Origin of the sequence: Trichocoleus sp. FACHB-46 (assembly GCF_014695385.1) — a bacterium.
Classification (GTDB): domain Bacteria; phylum Cyanobacteriota; class Cyanobacteriia; order FACHB-46; family FACHB-46; genus Trichocoleus.
This window is the reverse complement of the sequence record NZ_JACJOD010000010.1, coordinates 21,377-42,183: the sequence shown is the minus strand read 5'-3', so window position 1 is coordinate 42,183 and position 20,807 is coordinate 21,377. Positions and strand designations below refer to the sequence as shown.

General features: G+C 46.7%; 14 protein-coding genes. 6 read left to right on the top strand and 8 right to left on the bottom strand.

The window, feature by feature from the left end:
* Nucleotides 1–9 precede the first annotated feature (9 nt).
* Nucleotides 10–3,057, top strand: coding sequence for an aminomethyl-transferring glycine dehydrogenase (gene gcvP / locus H6F72_RS06130; RefSeq protein WP_370527455.1), 3,048 nt, complete (start codon nucleotides 10–12; stop codon nucleotides 3,055–3,057).
* Between the two features lie 180 nt (nucleotides 3,058–3,237).
* Here the strand turns inward: gcvP and H6F72_RS06125 are convergent, their stop codons facing one another.
* The gene (locus H6F72_RS06125; protein ID WP_190432816.1) at nucleotides 3,238–4,845 is read right to left on the bottom strand and encodes a glycosyltransferase family 39 protein; all 1,608 of its coding nucleotides are present in this window, start codon (nucleotides 4,843–4,845) and stop codon (nucleotides 3,238–3,240) included.
* 322 nt (nucleotides 4,846–5,167) lie between these two features.
* Between H6F72_RS06125 and H6F72_RS06120 the strand changes: the two genes are divergently transcribed.
* On the top strand, nucleotides 5,168–6,808 hold the full coding sequence (locus H6F72_RS06120) for a CTP synthase (RefSeq protein ID WP_190432814.1): 1,641 nt from the start codon (nucleotides 5,168–5,170) through the stop codon (nucleotides 6,806–6,808).
* Nucleotides 6,809–6,848: 40 nt separating this feature from the next.
* Nucleotides 6,849–7,061, top strand: coding sequence for a hypothetical protein (locus H6F72_RS06115; protein WP_190432812.1), 213 nt, complete (start codon nucleotides 6,849–6,851; stop codon nucleotides 7,059–7,061).
* 133 nt (nucleotides 7,062–7,194) lie between these two features.
* On the opposite strand, the gene H6F72_RS06110 is transcribed toward H6F72_RS06115, so the two are convergent.
* The 6 genes from H6F72_RS06110 to H6F72_RS06085 form a co-directional block, all read right to left on the bottom strand.
* On the bottom strand, nucleotides 7,195–8,127 hold the full coding sequence (locus H6F72_RS06110; protein WP_190432810.1) for an ROK family protein: 933 nt from the start codon (nucleotides 8,125–8,127) through the stop codon (nucleotides 7,195–7,197).
* 58 nt (nucleotides 8,128–8,185) lie between these two features.
* The gene (locus H6F72_RS06105; protein ID WP_190432808.1) at nucleotides 8,186–8,764 is read right to left on the bottom strand and encodes a hypothetical protein; all 579 of its coding nucleotides are present in this window, start codon (nucleotides 8,762–8,764) and stop codon (nucleotides 8,186–8,188) included.
* Between the two features lie 40 nt (nucleotides 8,765–8,804).
* Nucleotides 8,805–9,707 carry an ABC transporter permease gene (locus H6F72_RS06100; protein WP_190432806.1) on the bottom strand — a complete coding sequence of 301 codons (903 nt, stop codon included), beginning with the start codon at nucleotides 9,705–9,707 and terminating at the stop codon, nucleotides 8,805–8,807.
* A 91-nt stretch (nucleotides 9,708–9,798) separates the two neighbouring features.
* On the bottom strand, nucleotides 9,799–11,169 hold the full coding sequence (trxB, locus tag H6F72_RS06095; protein ID WP_190432804.1) for a thioredoxin-disulfide reductase: 1,371 nt from the start codon (nucleotides 11,167–11,169) through the stop codon (nucleotides 9,799–9,801).
* 78 nt (nucleotides 11,170–11,247) lie between these two features.
* Nucleotides 11,248–13,215 carry a tetratricopeptide repeat protein gene (locus H6F72_RS06090; RefSeq protein WP_190432803.1) on the bottom strand — a complete coding sequence of 656 codons (1,968 nt, stop codon included), beginning with the start codon at nucleotides 13,213–13,215 and terminating at the stop codon, nucleotides 11,248–11,250.
* Nucleotides 13,216–13,273: 58 nt separating this feature from the next.
* Entirely contained in the window at nucleotides 13,274–14,443 is a 1,170-nt protein-coding gene (locus tag H6F72_RS06085; RefSeq protein WP_190432801.1) for a glycosyltransferase family 2 protein, read from the bottom strand.
* 139 nt (nucleotides 14,444–14,582) lie between these two features.
* On the opposite strand from H6F72_RS06085, the gene H6F72_RS06080 reads away from it, so the two are divergent.
* The 3 genes from H6F72_RS06080 to H6F72_RS06070 all read left to right on the top strand — a co-directional run bounded on the left by H6F72_RS06080 (nucleotide 14,583) and on the right by H6F72_RS06070 (nucleotide 18,977).
* Entirely contained in the window at nucleotides 14,583–15,905 is a 1,323-nt protein-coding gene (locus H6F72_RS06080) for a class I SAM-dependent methyltransferase (protein ID WP_190432799.1), read from the top strand.
* 123 nt (nucleotides 15,906–16,028) lie between these two features.
* A complete protein-coding gene (locus H6F72_RS06075; RefSeq protein WP_190432798.1) occupies nucleotides 16,029–16,580 on the top strand; it encodes a type IV pilin-like G/H family protein in 552 nt (183 codons plus the stop codon).
* A gap of 153 nt (nucleotides 16,581–16,733) precedes the next feature.
* The gene (locus tag H6F72_RS06070; protein WP_190432796.1) at nucleotides 16,734–18,977 is read left to right on the top strand and encodes an O-linked N-acetylglucosamine transferase, SPINDLY family protein; all 2,244 of its coding nucleotides are present in this window, start codon (nucleotides 16,734–16,736) and stop codon (nucleotides 18,975–18,977) included.
* Nucleotides 18,978–19,075: 98 nt separating this feature from the next.
* Here the strand turns inward: H6F72_RS06070 and H6F72_RS06065 are convergent, their stop codons facing one another.
* A complete protein-coding gene (locus H6F72_RS06065) occupies nucleotides 19,076–20,566 on the bottom strand; it encodes a glycosyltransferase family 1 protein (protein WP_190432794.1) in 1,491 nt (496 codons plus the stop codon).
* Nucleotides 20,567–20,807: the final 241 nt, after the last annotated feature.

Below are 20,807 nucleotides of genomic sequence, written 5' to 3'. Positions count from 1 at the left end.
CTACGTTCCATGCCAGAGTCTTTCATGTCCGAGCCTTCTACCTACGAGCAAGGTGCAACTGGATTGAGCCATTCTAAATCTGACCCCCTAGCCGCGATCGACCCCGTGACCGTTTCTAAAGCAACCGTAAATGGACCTCAGATGCCAAGAACCAATGGTGGTGCTCACGCGGCTCAGCTCACCCAAATTCAGGGGGGACTGCCCCTAACAGACGAATTTGTAGACCGCCATCTTGGCCCCAGCGCGGCGGAAGTGGATCAAATGCTTTCCGAATTGGGTTTTTCTAGCTTAGAAGCCCTGATTGACAAAGCTGTACCCCCAGGAATTCGACTCCAGCAACCGCTGCAACTCGAGGAGGGACGCAGTGAATATGAATTGCTTCAAGAGCTAAAAGCGATCGCCTCAGAAAATCAAGTATTTCGCTCGTTTATTGGCATGGGCTACTACGGCTGCATTACCCCGCCTGTAATTCAGCGCAACATTCTCGAAAATCCCGGCTGGTATACCCAATACACCCCTTACCAACCCGAAATTGCTCAAGGTCGCTTGGAAGCTCTGCTCAACTTCCAAACGATGGTGATTGATTTGACAGGTATGGAGATTGCCAACGCTTCACTGCTGGATGAAGGCACGGCAGCTGCAGAAGCGATGACAATGAGCTACGGGCTAGCGAAGGGAGATGAGCAGGCATTTTGGGTGTCAGAGGCTTGCCATCCCCAAACTATCGAAGTCGTGAAGACAAGGGCGCGGGCGCTAGGCATTGAAATTCTGGTAGGCAGCCATCAAACCTTCGCCTTCGACCAGCCGATTTTTGGGGCACTTTTGCAATACCCCGCCACCGATGGCGCAATTTACGACTACCAGGACTTTGTTCAGCGCGCCCACCAAGCTAAAGCACTCGTGACAGTCGCGGCGGATCTTCTGAGCTTGACGCTCCTCAAGCCACCAGGAGAATTTGGGGCAGACATTGTGGTGGGGAGCACCCAACGCTTTGGCGTGCCGCTAGGTTATGGGGGACCTCACGCTGCTTACTTCGCTACCAAAGACACCTATAAGCGGCAAATTCCTGGGCGATTGGTAGGTGTGTCTAAGGATGCTCAAGGTCAGCCTGCTTTACGCTTAGCGCTACAAACACGAGAGCAACATATCCGCCGGGATAAAGCCACCAGCAACATCTGTACGGCCCAGGTGCTACTGGCAGTCATGGCTAGTATGTACGCTGTTTATCATGGTCCTAATGGCTTACAGCGCATTGCTCAACGCATTCATCACTTAACCGTGACTCTTGCAGAAGGATTGAGGCGGTTAGGGTATCAACTGGGCTCAGCACCCTATTTCGATACCTTACGTGTAGATGTAGCCGAAAAACGAGCCTTAGACATTGTGGAACGGGCCAGCGCCCACCAAATCAACTTACGTTTGATTGATGTTCATACCATCGGCGTCTCTCTAGATGAGACGACATCAGCCGATGATTTGCTGGCGCTATTCAAAGTTTTTGCAGGCGACCAAACTCCTCACTTCACCCCTGAAGAGTTAGCCACAGAAGCCAAGGTTGAATTCAGCGATCGCTTTGCTCGTACTAGCACCTATCTCACCCACCCAGTTTTCAGCCAATACCATTCTGAAACTGAGCTACTGCGCTACATTTATCGCTTGCAAGCCAAGGATTTGTCGCTGACCACAGCCATGATCCCTCTCGGTTCCTGCACGATGAAGTTGAATGCCACAGCAGAAATGATCCCCGTGACTTGGCCTGAGTTTGGTCAGATTCATCCCTTCGCGCCGCTAGAGCAAACCCAGGGCTATCAAACTCTTTTCCAACAGTTGGAGCAATGGTTAGCCGAAATTACAGGCTTTGCAGGCATTTCGTTGCAACCGAATGCGGGCTCGCAAGGAGAATATGCGGGGTTATTGGTGATTCGCCAATACCACGAGCAACGCGGTGACTTCCACCGTCATATTTGCTTGATTCCGCAGTCGGCACATGGCACCAACCCCGCCAGTGCAGTCATGGCAGGGATGAAAGTGGTTCCGGTGGCTTGCGATCGCGATGGCAACATCGATGTGGCTGACCTCAAAGCCAAGGCAGAGCAGCACCAAGAAAACTTAGCTGCGCTCATGGTCACTTACCCATCTACTCACGGAGTATTTGAAGAATCGATTCGAGAAATCTGTGCGATCGTCCATGCCAATGGCGGACAGGTTTATTTGGATGGAGCCAACATGAACGCTCAAGTTGGGCTGTGTCGTCCAGGTGACTATGGGGCCGATGTTTGTCACCTAAACTTGCACAAAACCTTCTGTATTCCCCACGGCGGCGGCGGACCTGGTATGGGACCAATTGGTGTAATGCCACATTTAGTTCCGTTCTTGCCAGGACATGCCGTTGTGCCCATTGGTAGCGAGCAAGGCATTGGGGCGATCGCCTCAGCGCCCTGGGGAAGCCCCAGTATTCTGCCAATTTCTTGGATGTACATTGCTTTGATGGGCGGCACTGGTCTTACCAAAGCGACTCAAGTTGCCATTCTCAATGCCAACTACATTGCCAAGCGCCTAGAGCCTTACTACCCAGGGCTGTACAAAGGCAAAAACGGCTTGGTGGCTCACGAGTGTATTTTGGATTTGCGGCAGTTCAAGAGAACGGCTGACATCGAAGTCGATGACATTGCCAAACGCTTGATTGATTATGGCTTCCACCCACCGACTGTCTCTTGGCCAGTCCCAGGCACAATCATGGTGGAGCCAACCGAGAGTGAGTCGAAGCAAGAACTCGATCGCTTCTGTGATGCCATGATTGCCATCCGAGCTGAAATTGCCGAAATTGAGGCGGGTCAAGTCGATCGACAAAACAACCTGCTCAAGAATGCCCCTCACACGGCGGCTGCCCTAATGACGGCAGAATGGGACAAACCTTACCCTCGCGAACAAGGCGCTTACCCCACCACTTGGACTCGCGAAAACAAGTTCTGGCCCGCAGTCGCTCGGATTGATAATGCCTACGGCGATCGCAACTTGGTTTGCTCTTGCTTACCAATGGACGCTTACTCAAGTTAAAGAGCTGAGCCTGAATCACAAATTCCCTACAGCGATTGGGATGTAATTCGGTTCTCCCTTATTACCAGGGTGAGGAGAGCGGGAGTGAAAGGCTGTCCTAAAAACAGTTACCGCTCCCGCTCTTTTTGTTGGAATAAAAACAAACTGTACGAAGGCAGAGCAGTATCGCTCCACTTGAGTTCAAATTTTTTCCAATCGCCACAGATCGTTACTTTTATGAATAGACTCCAGCTTGTACTTTTCCTCAAAAATATTCCGTAACTTTTTCGAAGGTTTGAACAGGAACACACTTCTAAAGCCTTCAGGAATATTCAGTAGACGGTTGGGGTCGGATACCAGAGAATTGGAGCTACAAGTGTGGCAAGCAGGTTGGATTCTGAGTCGCACTTCTGGAGCCAGTAAATGGCTCAACGACAGAATTTCCCCAGTTCTAGCGTTGCTAATGACCAGGGGTTGACTAGCTTGATTTAGAATTCTGGCAATCTGCGGATTATGATAGCTAGATCCCTTATTCCACCAAGTTTCCGACTGAGCAATCAGGATACAAAATAGAACCCCACCTGACAGCAACGCGGCCAGCCCTAATCGCCATAATTTCTGCCTCTGCATTGAACCAGTTATAGAACTAGAGACAGAAGTAATTTGAGTCGCAAATAGATGAGCAACTGCTATTTGAATCCCCAAATAACAAGGAATCATGTAACGACTAGTAATCGATCTAAAAGATTGATTGATAAAATCTGGTGCTATTAGAAATACCGCTGTCACACCGATTAGTAGAAGCACAAACAAAAAAGCTTTCCTTGTAGCTTTTTGCCCCAGAAAGTAGATTGAATATAAAATTAAAATCAAAATTGCTGCCATCAGCAAGCGTTTTCCTCGATGAGGAAAGTTGATGTCCACAAAAACAGAGCTAATATTAATCGTCCAGCGTTCCAGGAAAAAGGATAAAGGTTTTGCTCCGTTTTTCGCTAGTAACTGGGGTAGGCGATCGGCACTGTTAATAACGACAGGTAGCCAAGGCAAAAAAGCCGAAAATCCTAATAAAGAGGCCAGCACATAACCAATTAAATTTTTACTGAACCGAAATCTTTCAACTATAAATATGTAGAGTCCATGCGCGATCGCCACTAGCGCAAAAGATAAATGTGAATAAAACCCAAACGCTACTGTCGCTGCATAAGCTCCCCAACTTCTCCTAGTGCCAACTCGATTCGCCCATAACAAAACTGCGCTTGAGAGTAATGTGGCCACTGTCCATAGACTATACTCTCTCGACTCTTGAGCAAACAATAAGTGAAAAGGTGAGACAGCAATTAATGCAACCGCCATCCAGCCTGTTAAGGGTGACTTAAATAGTTCTAGACACAACCAATAGATTGTAGGAAAAGCCAGTAGACTAACCAGGGCTGGCAAACTTCGTGCTACTGCCAATGAGTCCCCAAATAACTGTATCCAGAATCGTGCCATCACATAGTACAGTGGCACATGCTGAGGGTCTTCTATTGCCAAAGATTTGATCGTATCGACTAAGTCTTTTTCAATGTTGGGGCGCTGATACTTTTGTAAATCTTCAGCGCTAACTTCACGGCCATCAGCAAATTGCTGGACGATTTCAGCCTCTGTATATCCAGAAATTCGTAAAGAAGTAAAAGTTTCATCATACCAGTAGACTTTTTGGCCAAGATTAACCAATCTGAAGAAGATGCCGAGTATTAATAAAGTTATGAGAAATAATTTCAGCCACTCAGAAGTTAGGTTCCAATGCCCTTTAAGTGCTGTTCTCATAAATGTTCGTAGTAACAGTAAGCTCTGAAAAAGCTATGCCCAAGAAATAGAATTTCATGGCTTACTACTTAACGTCAGTACTGCTGGATACGGTTTAAATAGTTCGCTCCATAGCAAGCCTAACGGCAACTCATTGGGGTGTGGAGATTTTATCGAGGGTCGAATTACATACTGAGCGGTTTGGGTGCAGCGATCGCTCCTTTCAGCTTTAGCGCGAAAGTTAGCTTGATGTACAAAAAAATACTCCCCTTCCCACGCGGTCTGCCATGCCTGTGGCACAATTGACGGGTGGCTCTCCAGAAGGCTGTGCTCCTAGAATTTTATGACTAAGTTTGTATTCGTGACGGGTGGTGTAGTCTCTAGTATTGGCAAAGGCATCGTGGCAGCGAGCCTGGGTCGATTGCTGAAGTCTCGCGACTACTCCGTTTCCATCCTCAAGTTAGACCCTTATATTAACGTTGACCCTGGCACCATGAGCCCTTTCCAGCATGGTGAGGTGTTTGTGACCGAAGATGGTGCGGAAACCGACTTAGACTTGGGACACTACGAGCGCTTCACAGACACTTCCATGTCTCGCCTCAATAGTGTCACCACTGGTTCTATTTACCAAGCCGTGCTGAATAAAGAGCGCCGGGGTGACTACATGGGCGGCACCGTCCAAGTCATTCCGCACATTACGAACGAGATCAAAGAGCGCATCTTACGAGTTGCAAAAAATACCAATCCAGATGTGGTGATCACAGAGATTGGTGGAACAGTTGGAGATATTGAGTCGCTGCCTTTTCTAGAAGCAATTCGGCAATTTCGTAAAGCCGTGGGACGGCAGAATGTGCTGTACATGCACGTCACGCTGATGCCTTGGATTCCAGCAGCCGGGGAAATGAAAACCAAACCGACGCAACATTCGGTGAAAGAACTCCGCTCGATTGGGATTCAACCGGATATTTTGGTTTGTCGCTGCGATCGCCCCTTGCATCCTGGTCTTAAGGACAAGTTATCTGAGTTCTGTGACGTTCCTGTTGAATGTGTCATTACCTCGCCAGATGCCAGAAGTATCTACGAAGTCCCACTGATTTTGGAGCGAGAAGGCTTAGCTCAGCAGGCGCTAGATCTTTTGCATCTAGAACAGCGGCAACCTGACTTAACTCAATGGCAAACCCTAGTCGATCGCTTGTATCGTCCAAGTCAATCGGTCAACATTGCGATCGTAGGTAAGTACGTTCGGCTCACTGACGCTTATCTCTCGGTCGTGGAAGCACTACGGCATGGCGCGATCGCCCAAGGAGCAGACCTGAATCTACGCTGGATTAACTCCGAGGACATCGAAGCTTACGGAGCCGAAAGCTATCTGCAAGATATTGACGGCATCATTGTCCCCGGTGGCTTTGGCGTACGGGGTGTAGACGGCAAAATCAGTGCCATTCAGTACGCCCGCGAAAAGAAAATTCCCTTCTTTGGCTTGTGCCTAGGGATGCAGTGTTCTGTGATTGAGTGGGCGCGACACACGGCTGGCCTTGAGGATGCGAATAGTGCTGAGTTTGCTCCCAACGTTAAAAACCCCGTGATTAACTTATTGCCAGAGCAGCAAGATGTGGTCGATTTAGGCGGCACAATGCGGCTAGGTTTATATCCTTGCCGGATCGCGCCAAATACGATCGCATTTAGTCTCTACGGCGAAGAAGTGATTTACGAGCGGCATCGCCATCGCTATGAATTCAATAACGCCTACCGTAACTTGTTCTTAGAAACTGGCTATGTCATCAGTGGTGCCTCACCCGACGGACGTTTGGTAGAAATTGTGGAACTGCCTGGTCATCCGTTCTTCTTGGCAACTCAGTTCCATCCCGAATTTCAGTCGCGCCCCAGTACCCCTCATCCTTTATTTAAGGGATTCATTGAAGCTGCAACTACCTACGCGGGCGAGTCTACGCGATCGCTAGAGCCTAGCCTAAGTCAACCGTAAGCTCCAGACTAAAACCCTTTCAATCTTAGTGAGGAGTGCTGTGGGGCATTGGGTCAAAATTAATTACGAGAGGAACGTTTATGTAGTTGACCTCGAACGTGTCAGTGCCTTTGCTTTTACCCCTAATGGTAGGTTGTCCTTTTATTTGCCAGAAGGGGGAACCCACATGATTTTGAACCAGCAAGGTCATCCCGAAGCTTTTCAGCAAGTCATGGATTACGTGGAAAAATCCACTGGGCACACCTTACCTTAAGTAGTCGTTGACACTTAGCTTTTATGAATGGGTATCACTGGTAGGGGCATCTCTTGTGGGTGCCCTTCGTACGGTGAGCAGGTACAAGACCTACCCCCCACAAAAACGGTGTCGCTTAATTAATTCAGAATCGCTAACTGCTAAAAGCACCAATTAACTGCCACGCTAGTTTCGCCGCTCCTACCATCCCAGCGCGATTGCCTAGTTGAGCTTTTAATAACTGCAAGTTCCCCCGAGAACTCGGCAAAACTCGTCGCTGAATTTCCGCTTGGACTGCTGGCAAGAAAAACTCAGCGCTGGCGCTAATTCCGCCACCAATCACTACTGCTTCAGGCGCTAGAACGTAGATCAGGCTGGTTAAGCCTGCTCCCAAATCTCGGCCATATTCTTGCCAAAACGCCAAAGCATCGCGATCGCCTGCTTGCGCTTTCAATCCCAGCTCAATAGGTTCTAGCCCAGTCTGTCGCCGAATCGCTTGCACTGAGGCGTATTGCTCTAAGGAACCGTGATTGCCACTGTTACAAGCTGGACCGTCTGGCCTTAGAGTAATCAGGCCCAACTCACCCGCAGCCCCCTCTGGGCCTGTAAACAGTTGACCGTTGAAAATAATTGCCCCCCCAACGCCTGTGCCCAGGGTTAGTAAAATTAAGTTCTGAAACTGCTGACCTGCCCCTAACCAAGCTTCTCCCAGCCCAGCGCAATTGGCATCATTGGCAATCACCGTTGGTCGCCCGGTTTTTGCTTCTAGCCAATCTGCTATCGGAATATCTTGCCAACCAGGTAAATTAATTGCGATCCTGGCGATACGGCCTCGGCGATCGGCGGGTCCCGGCGTTCCGACGCCAATTGCCAAACTGGTTTCGGCTGGATCAAGCTGAGCGATCGCCTCAACCATTGCCGCTAAAACAGCCTCTGGATGAGCAGGTTGAGGAGTGGGCACGGTCATGGCTTGCAAACAAGTACCATGCTGGCTAAAGCGACCTAGTTTAATCGCCGAACCACCTAAGTCAATGCCTAAGACCTGAGGTGCTAGGGGCTGGGCTGAAACATCGGGTGTTGTCCCCATACTTCTAACTAATGCTGCGGTAACTGACGAGGTGACGGTCTACGATCGTACAGCGTTCCTAGTCAGCAATGCTAAAGGACTTCCAGAATTGATCAAACTCTTGCGCCGCTTTTTGAGCATTCACAGCTTTCTGCGTCAGTTCGGCTTTGGTAATCTTCTTATCGGCGTGTTGCTGCTGCGCCAGCTCTAGTTCTAATTGAGCAATTCGAGCATTCTGCTTCAAAATAGTTCCTTCTACCGCACCCACCCAATTGTGAAAGCCTAAATTCTGAGTTTCCCAATCGGTATTGCCAACCCCAGCAACCTCTGCTTGTCCCAAGTTTTTCTGACTAGTTTCTGTTAGTTGCCGAAAACTCGTCAAAGCTGCGTCGATTTGCTGCATTCTTACTCGTGAGTTCTCGACCGAGAATCTTTGGTCAAGGGTCTCCTGAACAGGTTCATCAGAATGAGCAGCGCGATTCAGCGAGCGATCGCTAGATACCCCAGCCTGAGCAGCAGGACCAGAGCCAGTCGCAACACTCGCTGCAACACCAGACGAACGCCAGAGTGGACCAGAGTTTGCTCGCAAACTACCACTCACCGCTGCAACCAGCGTGAAGCAAATAGCGGTTATAAATAATGAAGTCTTGAGTGGCATCTGGCATATTCAGCGAGCTGACTAGTTAATCAATACGCACTTACTCAGCCGCTTTCCGGTTCCAGTTTTCTCGCCGTAGTAACGGGTTGACAAACTCATTCAACCCTTCTCCTAGCAAAGACAAACCCACGACCATCAAAGTCATTGCCATGCCAGGGAAAAAAGCAGTCCACCAAATTCCGGTAGGCAGCGCGTCTAAAGCTTGGCGCAAGTCATGTCCCCACTCTGGCACCTCTTCGGGTAGCCCTAACCCCAAAAAACCCAAACCGCCTAGGGTCAAGATTGCGTCTGCCGCATTCAGCGTAAATAGCACTGGCACACTTTGAATCACATTTAGCAGCAAGTAACGCGACAGTACGGTCCAAGTGGAAGCGCCCATAGCTTGAGCCGCTTCAATAAATAACTCCGTTTTCACAGAAACCGTATGGTTTCGCACCACCCGATAATATTGCGGTACATAAGAAATACTCAGAGCGATCGCCGCATTGAGGACCCCTCGCCCCACCGCAAACGCCAGCGTTACCGAAAGCAAAAGCCCTGGCAGCGTGTAGATCGTATCCATTAAAAACAGCAGGATGCGGTCGAGCCTGCCGCCTAAATATCCACTTACTAGACCTAGCGGCACTCCTATGACTAAGCTCAAAGCAGTCGCTAAGATCACCACTTGCAGCGCCGCTTGACTGCCAAATAAGGTTCGAGAAAAAACATCATAGCCTTGGCGAGTCGTGCCAAACCAATGACTCAGCCCAGGCGGTTCGTGAATCGGGTTAATTAAAGAGTCCGTGGGATTCTGGAGCCAGTCCCAAGTCTGAAACATAGGCGAAAGAAGCGCCACCAGAATAAAGAGAATCGTAATTACAAGCCCAACCCCCATCATTCGCATGGAAAGGCTGGGTCGTTCGGCAAATCGGAAACGAGGTAACCAGAGCTTAGTAGAGGCCATAAAATTAGTGCAAGCCAGCGATCGCGATAGGCTGATCTAATCTACCAAGCTCAGTTCCCTCTTGCTGATCCGGATTAGTTAGAAGTTGCTACTACAGATTGCTACTAATCAATTGGCGATACTCGCTCTTCTGTTTCACGCCCTTCAGCTCAGCAACCTTGTCCTTGTCCTTAAAGAACTGAATCGTTGGCGTACCCATGACGCCCGCTGCCTCAGCAATATCTGGATCTTGTTCCACATCAATTTCTACAAAGTGGATTTTTTCCTCAAACTCATCCACCAGTTTGTTCAAGATGGGTTTCAAGGTGTGGCAAGGTCCACAATTAGGCGAAGCGTATTTCACGACAATCAGGCGATCGCTCTCGTGGTAAAGCTTCCGTAGCGCATATCCCCCTTCGTGCCGAGTTGCATCCACGCTAAATTCAGACTCTTGCTCAGCTTCCGACTTTTTAGTAGCTTGCTCAGCTTTCGGTTTTTCCGATGCTTCTGTTTGGTGAAATTCTTGCACCAAGCCCTGAGTCGATAGCCAACGCTCCGCTAGCATAGCCGCCATACAACCCGTGCCCGCTGCCGTGATCGCTTGTCGATACTCATGATCCTGGACATCACCAGCAGCAAACACACCTTCAATGCTCGTTTCTACAGAACCAGGCTTCGTCACAACGTAACCAATATCATCAAGTTCTAGTTGCCCCTTAAACAAAGACGTATTTGGGGTATGACCGATCGCGTAGAACAAACCACGCACATGCAGTTCACTGGCTTCACCTGTCTTTTTGTTGCGTAGGTGCACCCCTTTCATGTGGTTTTCTTCGCCAAACACATCCAGAATATCCGTGTTCCAATGAACCGTAATCTTGGAATTTTTCAGCACGCGATCTTGCATAGCCTTACTAGCACGCATCTTTTCACCGCGTACTAATAGATGCACATGCGACCCATACTTGGTCAAATACACAGCCTCTTCTGCCGCCGAATCGCCGCCACCCACAACAGCCAACTCTGCCGACCGGAAAATTGGCGTTGCTCCATCGCAGATGGCACAAGCAGAAATTCCGCGGCTCCAAAACTGATGTTCGCAAGGTAATCCCAACCGCTTCGCTGTCGCACCTGTCGCAATTACAATACTGTGCGCCTTGACTTCCCGCTCCTCTGATCGCACCACAAACGGACGCTGGCTGAAATCCACAGACACTACGTCCTCAGTCACCAATTCCGCTCCCCAACGCACAGATTGGGCCTTCATCCGGTCCATCAACTGCGGTCCTGTAATGCCTTCCGGAAAGCCAGGGAAGTTTTCCACCTCAGTGGTTGTCATCAACTGGCCACCTGGTAGCCCCCCTGCCTGGAAGCCTTCAAACACAAACGGCTTCAGATTCGCTCTTGCAGCATAAATAGCAGCCGTATATCCCGCAGGGCCAGAGCCAATAATGACCAAATTTTCAACAGTTGGATTTGTCATAGGGTCTAGACAAACTCATAACGACTACACTTTAACCAGTATAGAGTAATTTTTTCTTTACAAAACACATCAGGCTGGTTAAACAATTAATGATCTTTGACTAGCCAAATTTTGTAAGGCTTGATTAACTCGCTCGAATACGTCTGACCAATCACCCAGTTTTGTTTGGCGGAACAATCGCATAGTTGGATACCAAGGACTGCGATCACTATCAGTGAACCAGCGCCAGTCAGGTACAAAGTTGAGTAAAACCCAAACTGGACATCCTAAGGCACCGGCCAGATGAGCCACTGATGTATCGGTTGTAATAATGAGATCCAACTGTGCTATTGCAGCCGCTGTATCACTAAAGTCGTGAATGCGATCGCCCAAGTTCTGTATAGGTATTTCATTAGGAAACTCAATTAGTTCAGTCGCTCTCGGTCCCTTCTGTAGGCTGTAAAAAGCAACCTTAACAATCTCAAGCAGTGGTAGAAATTGGTCTAGCGAACAAGAGCGACTGCGATCGCGTCCATATTCAGGATTTCCTCCCCAAGTCAGTCCTACCTTAAGAGACGTATTGGCAGTTGATTGCAAAGTAAAAGGAAAAATCTCAGGAGGGGACATATAAGGAATATTGGCAGGAATATTACCTAGCGTGGTACCAAACAAGTGCGGAAGGCTAAGCAGAGGTGCATGAACATCAAAATCAGGCAAACCTGATTCCCAAGAAACTACTTGCTCAATATTTGGTAAGCTGCTGAGCAGACGAACTAAGGGTTGAGGGCAGATGATCTTAACAGAACCGCCGCGCTCAGCAACTAAGGGCGCATAGCGGACAAATTGCAACGTATCACCGAAACCTCCTTCGGAGTGGAGGAGAATACTGCGACCTTCAAGGTTGGTACCATCCCACAAAGGTTGAGGAAAGGAACGAGGCGCGATCGCCTTCATTTGCCAACGAGCCTCAAACTCTGCAAAACCGACTTCTAAATGACCTGTTCTCAACAACAGTAGACTTCGGTTCCAATGTTGACTAGCACGTTTAGGCTCTAATTGAATCGCCTGCTCATAACAGACGAGTGCCTCAGAAAATTCCCCCTGTTGCTCAAGGGCAACTCCTAAATTGTTGTGAGCAGAGGCATGGTTAGGATTTAATGCCAACGCTTGCTGCTGAAAGGTAATTGCTTCTTCAAAATGATCTTGCCTTTCGTATGCGATCCCCAAGTTGACATAAGCTTCAACCTGGCTAGAATCAAGGGTTAAACTTTTCTGAAGTACAAGCACCCCTTCTTCCAGTTTACCAAGTTGGATATAGGCAATTCCTAAGTTCGTTAGAGCATTTGTATAGTCAGGGTTTAGTTGTAAAGCCTGCTGAAGAACTGAAATGGCTTCTTCATACTGGCCTAGCTCATTTAAGATGAAGCCTAAGTTATTAAGTGTTGTGATATCACAGGAATTTAGATTAAGCGCTTTTTGATAGTAATGACGTGCTGCTTCTAGCTTGCCTTGCGCCTGAGAAATATATCCTAAGTTGTAGTAAGTAATGCTGTTATCAGATTCTATAGTTAAAAGCTTTGTGTAGCAGGCGATCGCAGCTTCCGGCTGATTGTTGCTTTGAAGAGCTAAGCCTAGATTGTTGTGCGCTGCTGCATCGGTTGAATTAAGCTCAATGGCACGTCGATAATGAGCGATCGCACCTTCAAGCTGGTTTTGTCGTTGAAAAATTAAACCTAAGTTGTAATAAGCAGTTGCGTAGTCTGGGTCTAGTTCTATAGCTTTTTGGTAACAAGCGATCGCATTTACAAAATCACGTTGCTTGAGCCATGCGTTACCAAGATTTTTATGAGTTTCAGGTGATAGTGGATTTAGTTCTAAGGCTTTGTGATAGCATGCGATCGCCTCAGGCAACTGGTCCTGCTGCACATAAGCGCTAGCCAGTAAGTTATATAGCTCAGGTTGGTCATGAAGTTGCTGGAGTGCCTGATTGAGTAGTGCGATCGCCTGGTTATATTGCGCTTGAGATAAAAGATCTTGGGCTTCATTAGCTAGTCTGGAAACATTCATCGGTTGGACTAAGGGCTAGATGATGTTTAAGTTGAACAAAAACAATGTGAAAATGAGTTTAACGCCGAATCTGGCACAACTGCTGCTTAGCGCTTTCTAATCCTGCTTGCGCTGGTTCGTAATCTGATTGAAAGGAGAGAGCTAATTCAAAAGCTTGTACTGACTCGGGGAAACGCTTGAGTGCCATATAGCTATAACCCAGGTCGCAAGCAGGCCAAACAGTTAAAAAGTTGAGATCGAAAGGTTCTCGCTGAAAATAGCGGCCTTGGCGACCCATTGCAAGACATTGCTCAAAGTAAGTAGCGGCGGCCAGCGGAAAGCTCAACTCTTGCATGAGTGAGCCAGTCAGATGATTGAGCGGAGGGTAATCAGGAAACCATTCCAACCCACGACGACAAACCAGCATGGCTGTTTCATAATCTTGTTGCTCGTGGAGAAGGTCGAGACCCAAAATGAACAGCAAGGCTGGCAGGCGTACCGTCTCACTCGGTAACTCACCGAGCAGTAAATGGGGAGAAAGGCGCTCAAAAGCTTCTGACCAACAGTTTCTAGCTTTATCTATTTGCTCAGTTCTTAAATAAGCATTACCTAAAGTTAAGAGTAGTAGTAAACTGAGAGGCTCCTGCTGGCGAAGTCTTTCCAGCAGGGGAATATTTCGAGTCAAATTTTTGTGTAGAAGTAAGTCATCCCTATAGCCGTAGTGCCGAATTTCTAGACAACTTAGGCTCTGGATAAAGTTGGTGGGGATATATTGGTTTTGATAAGTGATTTGTTCGTGATAGCGCCCAGAATACTGTAGTTCAGCCAAATTTCGGAAGAGCCTTATCGTTGGCAAAGCAGTCATTGGTTGATGGGCATCGAGTAGGGGAATCCAATAAGCAAGAGATTCAGCACTACTACTCATTAATTGCTCGCGCCAAGCCTCTGATTTAACAAGTAGCTCTTCATCAGCATCCAGCGTTAAAATCCAGTTTCCAGAAGCTTGAGCGATCGCAAAATTTCGGGCAGCAGCAAAATCATCACACCATTCAAACGACTTAACCTGAGCTCCATACTGCTGAGCAATCTCGATTGTATTGTCGTCCGAACCCGTATCGACCACAATCATCTCGTCTACATACGATCGCACACTGCTTAAACAACGGGGCAGGTTCTGCTGTTCGTTCTTAACAATTATGCAGAAGGATATCCAAGGCTGAGGCATAGAAACGGAAACTGGGCGGCTCATACTAGTGATCCATACAAACCAAACATTAGAATTCCCTAGTGATTGCAAGAGTAGCGCAAGCAAAGCGGGAACAATGGAAGTGAATCACTAATATGCCTCACCTGAGGTACATCATTCAAAACTTCAAGGAAGGTTTTACATGAATAATCAAGTATCTGAACTTGAGAGAATTCGCCAGCAATTTGAAATGGCTCCATACCCAACGATTCCTTTAGAGGAATCTCCTAAAGAAGCTACCAATATTCTCTATTTGCATAACTTAGTAACTGCATTTTATCTAAAGAATCACAAAATCACTGATACCAAGGACAAGATAATTTTAGATGTAGGTTGTGGTAGCGGCTATACCTCCTTGATTTTGGCAGAAGCTAACCCAGGAGCCAAAATCGTAGGTATGGATATTTCCGAGAAGTCTGTGGAATTAGCCCGTCAGCGCTTGCGATACCACGGGTTTGACAATTCTGAATTTTATACTTTAACTGCCGAAGAACTCCCTAGTCTAAATCTTCAGTTTGACTACATCAACTGTGATGAAGTTTTGTACTTGCTTCCTGACCCCGTTGCTGGTCTCCAAGCAATGAAGGCAGTCCTTAAAACCAATGGTATTATTCGAGCCAACCTTCATAGCTCACTCCAACGAGAATTTTATTTCCGAGCGCAAAAGATCTTTAAGATGATGGGTTTAATGGATGGCCCACCTGAGGAATTAGAGATAGAGATAGTCCGAGAGATTATGCGATCGCTAAAGCCAGATGTTTATTTAAAGTTAATGGCTTGGAAGCCTGCTCTCGAGACTGATGTAGAGCAGGTAAGGGCAAATTTGCTGCTACAAGGCGACAAGGGCTATACAGTTAAAGAGCTTTTTGCCGCTCTCAAAGCTGCCGACCTGGAATTTGTCAGTATGGTGAAGTGGCGACAGTGGGAAATTATGGATCTTTTTCAAGACCCTAATGATCTCCCATCTTTTTTGGCAATGAGCTTGCCTGATATCTCCGTAGAAGAGCGCCTTCATTTATTTGAACTTTTACAACCAGTTAATCGATTATTAGACTTTTGGTGTGCTCACCCTATCGAATCTGCCAACCCTAGGTCTGCTTCTGAGTGGAGCTTGGCAGAGTGGCAGCGTGCCCAAGTTCAGTTACATCCTCAGTTGAAAATACCAGTAGTCAAAAAAAAGCTGATAGAGCATATCACTGAGCGCCAGCCTTTCAACATTAGCCAATTTATTCCGGAGCCTGCTAAAACTTCGGTCATTGTAGATAGTCACATTGCTACTTGCCTATTACCTCTATGGGAAGGGAGCCAGTCTTTTGTGTCCTTAGTGAAACGATGGCAGGCTGTAAAGCCAGTTGATCCTATTACTTTAGAGCCTCTTAGTGAGCAGGTAGCTCTAGAGGAAGTCAGGCAATTTTTGGGCGACCTAGAGGTCTATCTATACGTTCTAGCAGAGGTCGTGCAGTGATATCACGGAGAAAAATAATTGTCAAAAGTTTTCATTGGCAGGTGATATGAAAGCGTATTTAAGTGGGTAAATTACATTCAGGAGTTAGAAACCAAGCACCCCGCACCTCAAGGAGAAACTTTAATGAAGACCGAATTTCAAGCCAAATTCCTTCAGCACCTGACCCAGAAAAAGCAAGAGCAGGGTTTCACCCTCATTGAACTGCTCGTTGTTATCATCATCATCGGTATTTTGTCCGCGATCGCATTGCCTTCCTTCTTGAACCAAGCTAACAAAGCGAAGCAATCCGAAGCAAAGCAAAACGTGGGTTCCATGAACCGCGCTCAGCAAGCCTACTACCTAGAGAACTCCACCTTCGGCAGCACTGTTGAGAACCTTGGTCTTGGCATTCAAACCCAAACCACCAACTATACCTACACAGTTACTGCACCAGAAACCAATGGTATCTCTACCGTTGCTACTAACCGAGGCAACTCCCTCAAAGCTCCTCTCAGACAATATGCAGGTCGTGTAGAATTAGGAACTGTAATTGCTACCAGTGAAGCAACTACCCTAGCAATTCTCTGTGAAACAAAGGCTGTTGCTGGCAACCCAATCGCTGCCAACCTTACTCCTACCAGCACTGTTGTTGCTGATGGCTGCACCGCTACCGGCAAAGTGGTAGATGCGAAGTAAGCTGATCAGCAAGCATTGGCAGCATAGAATATCAAGCTAGCTGTCCAGTTCAAAATATTTCTAATATTGGGGTGGGCAATACTTGCCCACCCCATCTTTTTGAGATCTGCTGGCATCTAGGATGCAACACTTAATAACATATTGAGCTAGGCTATGATTTCTGAGTTTAGTGCCGACAATTTACGTGAGTTACAGCAACAGGCAGACCAGTGTCTAGCACAAGGGCAATATAGCAAAGCTGCTGCTCTATACGAGGAAGCGATTGAAGGTGATCCTAACGTTAAACGAAACTATTGGTATTTAGGTTTAGCACTACTTTTGCAAGGGCAAGAAGCCGAAGCTCAAACAACTTGGTTTGTAGCTCTGGCAGATGTAGATGAACAAGCATTGCCAGCGTGCAGTGCGGAATTGGTTGCAGTGTTGCAGTCAGAAGCAGAGAAGCGGGAGAGCTTATTCTCTCAAGAAGAAGATGCGATCGCCTTAGCTATTCGGCACCATCTCCGAGAAATTTTACCCGCAGATATAAACAACCTCCTAAAGATTCTACAAATATCCGCTCAGCTCAACATACTTTCCGGAGATGATCTTGACTCCTTACACATCATTACATTACTGCGAAGGAATGATGCTCAAGATATTAGTTCACCTTTATTAAGGAGCACTTTGCAAAGTGTTCTAGAAGCTGACCCATTACATCCAGCAGCTTTAGAGTTTGCGGAAGTTTGCTTACCCTATGTAGAAGATCAGGAAGCATGGCTCGGTGTGCTAATCATTCCAGCCATTAAAATTGCTTATTCCTTGGGCAAAGTTGGAGTTGCAATTTGTTTGGCGCAGTTGGGGCTCACCATTGATCCAAATCACTTAGGCGCCTTAGGGCATTTATCTGCGTTTTATTACAAAGCTGGTGACTACGAAAAAGGTATTGAGGTTGCCAAACAATATTACAGTATTGCTCAGACTCTACCTGGAAAGGTCTACGGTAGCTTCTTATTACTAAAATCACTAACCATCTCTGGTGGTGCATGGGAAGAAGCAGACGCGACAATGCAGCACCACAAGAATTTATTGCGATCGCTGATTGAAAAGAATCCTACTAATCTGGATCGCGGTACAGCGTTGTCAATGTTTACCTCAACCTTCTTCTTGCCTTATATGGAAGATGAACCAGAAAATAATCGTCACTTCTTTAACCATATTGCTGAGCTTTGCCAAGCTAGCATTCATCACTATTCAAAGGGGCAAGCAGAGCACTACAAACAACACCACTCAATGGTGTTGAAAACTACTACTGAATCTACTAAATCGTTAAAAGTGGGTTATGTTTCTGGCTTTTTAAGACAGCACTCCGTTGGTTGGTTGGCCCGCTGGTTGTTCCAACATCACGATCGTGAGCGCTTCCAGATTTATACCTACTTTGTAAATCAACCCCAGGAGGAAACATTTGCAAACCGTTGGTTTGTGAATAATAGCTCTCAGGCTCGATTTTTAGGTATAGATGGCTTAGAAATTGCAGATGCAGTTTATCAAGATCAAATTGATATTTTGGTGGACCTCGATAGCATTACGCTAGATACCACTTGCGAAGTGATGGCGCTAAAGCCAGCACCAATTCAGACAACATGGCTAGGCTGGGATGCTTCAGGAATTCCAGCGATCGATTACTATATTGCCGACCCTTATGTTTTGCCAGAATCGGCACAGAATTACTATAACGAGAAAATCTGGCGCTTACCCAACACTTATATTGCTGTAGATGGTTTTGAGATTGGAGTACCAACTCTACGACGGGATCACCTAGACATTCCCAGTGATGCAGTCGTGTATTTGAGCGCTCAGAAAGGCCACAAACGGCACCCAGATTTAGCACGACTGCAAATGAAAATTTTGAAGGAAGTGCCCAATAGTTATTTTTTGCTCAAGGGTTTGGCAAATGAAGAGGTGCTGAAAGAATCATTTATTCAACTAGCTGAAGCGGAAGGAATCAGTAGCGATCGCTTAAGATTTTTGCCAACCGTTATATCAGAGACAGTTCACCGAGCTAACCTCAGCATTGCTGATGTTGTTTTGGACACCTATCCTTACAACGGTGCAACAACTACATTAGAAACGCTATGGATGGGAATTCCTTTAGTGACACGAGTAGGAGAACAGTTCGTCAGTCGTAATAGTTATACGATGTTGATGAATATCGGTGTTACAGAAGGTATCGCTTCGACTGCTGAGGAATATGTAGAGTGGGGGGTTCGTTTTGGCCAAGACCCAGCTTTGCGGCAACAAGTTGCTTGGAAAATGCGTGCCTCTCGACAGATATCTCCTCTATGGAATGCTAAACAATTCACGCAAAATATGGAGAATGCATATCTACAAATGTGGGCGACCTACCTGGAAACAAAATGAATGAAATATATCAGTCCCAAATGGATTGTGAAGAGGGAGTATGGGGCGTAGCCCTCACGCAGGGATGGAACCCCTGCAACCCCATTCAAGAATCAAAGTTAGTTGGTTGAGGGAGTCAGTAGCTGGTGAATTTCTAAAGTAGGCAGTTGCCTAGCATTGACTGCATCGATCGCAGCTTGGTCTTCGTGCGGTAGAGCAATACAGCCCTGAACACGAGTGAGAAGTAACTGCCACTGAATACTGCTTAAGTTAGAAACTAGAGAAATCTCAAGCCCTGCATCTACCTCAAGCTCTTCTTCCAGCAATAGATTCATCGTAATACTTGAAAGTACTAGGTTAGTATCTTCGGTTGAAATCCCATTGCTATGAATCAGTAAGGTCATACTGTTTCTGTCAGGATGCGTTGCGATCGCTCGAATCACATCTGCTAACTCTGTACAGAAAACTTCTTCTGGCTGGTTCCAATCAGGAAAGACAATTAAGTTGCGATCGCTTAAGTTGAGTGGAATCAAGGTGGCTGCAATTAGAGCAGAACCGACCTGCTGCGCCATCTTGGTCCATGAGAACTGCTTGGCTTGTTGTAGTCCAGCTTGAATGAGAGATTCGCGAACTTCTGGCTTCTGTACCTCACAAAGTGCGCTGGTTAAGCCGTTAATATCATTGGACTGTATATAGAGCGCTGCTTGACCTGCAACCTCTGGAATCGATGCATTAGGAGAAGTAATCACAGGGCAACCACAGGCCATTGCCTCAATGATTGGCAATCCAAATCCTTCATACTGCGAGGGATAAACTAAGGCAACAGCACCTGAGTAAGCGAGCGGTAACTCATTATCCTCCAAGTGCAGCATATGTACGGTAGTACCTGTGGTATAAGCTCTAAACTCAGTCTCTAGATGAGTTGTTCCTCCAGTGCAAACAATATCAAACCCATGTTTGCTAATTAGTTGAGCAAATGCTTGGAAGAAAACAATCGTGTTTTTATAACCCCTTCTACCTCCTGAAAGCAAGAAGTAAGGCTTGTCAATACCGTATTTATGTTTGAAGCTACTAATAGCTTCAGGGGTACCAGGAGCAAAAGAGTGATCGATGCCATTAGGTGCAACTGTAATAGTAGCAGGATCAACTTCTGGAAAAAACTTAACAAGATCACCAGCTGTATTTTTGGAAACTGCAATATAAGCAGAGGCGTGATGAATGCTATGGCGCTTTTCTTGCCATATCGGCTGGTCCAGATTAGTTCCAACTACTTCCGGGATCATGTCATGAACCATTAGAACAGAAGTAGTTGAGAGAGGGTTAGTGTAGTAAGTTGAGATAAAAAGATCCGCTTCTTCCTGATCACAAATTTCTTGCAATAGCTGGCGATCGCTCTCTGTATCGTTGTAGTCGTAGGGAGGAATAAGGCGATACTTAACTCCAGGAATAATTGGAGCAGTTTCAGCTCGGTCTAAAAATAATAGATGTTTAGCAAATCCAGTATTAACCCATTCTCTTAATAGCGATCGCCAAACCCGAGCAATTCCACTTTTGTAGAGCTGAAAGAAAACACCATCAATAATAATCGTTGGATGGGGGCAAATTAGCATGATTAACTGTTACTGCAGTTTTCTTCTAGGCTTAGAAATTTCCAGGTGTTTGTAATCTTTTCCCTTTGAGCAACTGGAACAATGACAAGCAAGTCAGGCTCCTGATGATGAGCCAATTTCTAGAGCAATCTTAATATATGCTTCTCTAGGTAAAGTTTGACTAACTTCATGAGATTCATCCTTTCTTACCTATAGAGGGATTAATCGATTTAGTTCCGAGTTGAATATCATTTCATCGTTT

Bases quoted from the DNA above. Each gene is read 5' to 3' on its own strand.
- gcvP (WP_370527455.1), top strand. From the start codon at position 10: ATGCCAGAGTCTTTCATGTCCGAGCCTTCTACCTACGAGCAAGGTGCA.
- H6F72_RS06125 (WP_190432816.1), bottom strand. From the start codon at position 4,845: ATGAGAACAGCACTTAAAGGGCATTGGAACCTAACTTCTGAGTGGCTG.
- H6F72_RS06120 (WP_190432814.1), top strand. From the start codon at position 5,168: ATGACTAAGTTTGTATTCGTGACGGGTGGTGTAGTCTCTAGTATTGGC.
- H6F72_RS06110 (WP_190432810.1), bottom strand. From the start codon at position 8,127: ATGGGGACAACACCCGATGTTTCAGCCCAGCCCCTAGCACCTCAGGTC.
- H6F72_RS06105 (WP_190432808.1), bottom strand. From the start codon at position 8,764: ATGCCACTCAAGACTTCATTATTTATAACCGCTATTTGCTTCACGCTG.
- H6F72_RS06100 (WP_190432806.1), bottom strand. From the start codon at position 9,707: ATGGCCTCTACTAAGCTCTGGTTACCTCGTTTCCGATTTGCCGAACGA.
- trxB (WP_190432804.1), bottom strand. From the start codon at position 11,169: ATGACAAATCCAACTGTTGAAAATTTGGTCATTATTGGCTCTGGCCCT.
- H6F72_RS06090 (WP_190432803.1), bottom strand. From the start codon at position 13,215: ATGAATGTTTCCAGACTAGCTAATGAAGCCCAAGATCTTTTATCTCAA.
- H6F72_RS06085 (WP_190432801.1), bottom strand. From the start codon at position 14,443: ATGAGCCGCCCAGTTTCCGTTTCTATGCCTCAGCCTTGGATATCCTTC.
- H6F72_RS06080 (WP_190432799.1), top strand. From the start codon at position 14,583: ATGAATAATCAAGTATCTGAACTTGAGAGAATTCGCCAGCAATTTGAA.
- H6F72_RS06075 (WP_190432798.1), top strand. From the start codon at position 16,029: ATGAAGACCGAATTTCAAGCCAAATTCCTTCAGCACCTGACCCAGAAA.
- H6F72_RS06070 (WP_190432796.1), top strand. From the start codon at position 16,734: ATGATTTCTGAGTTTAGTGCCGACAATTTACGTGAGTTACAGCAACAG.
- H6F72_RS06065 (WP_190432794.1), bottom strand. From the start codon at position 20,566: ATGCTAATTTGCCCCCATCCAACGATTATTATTGATGGTGTTTTCTTT.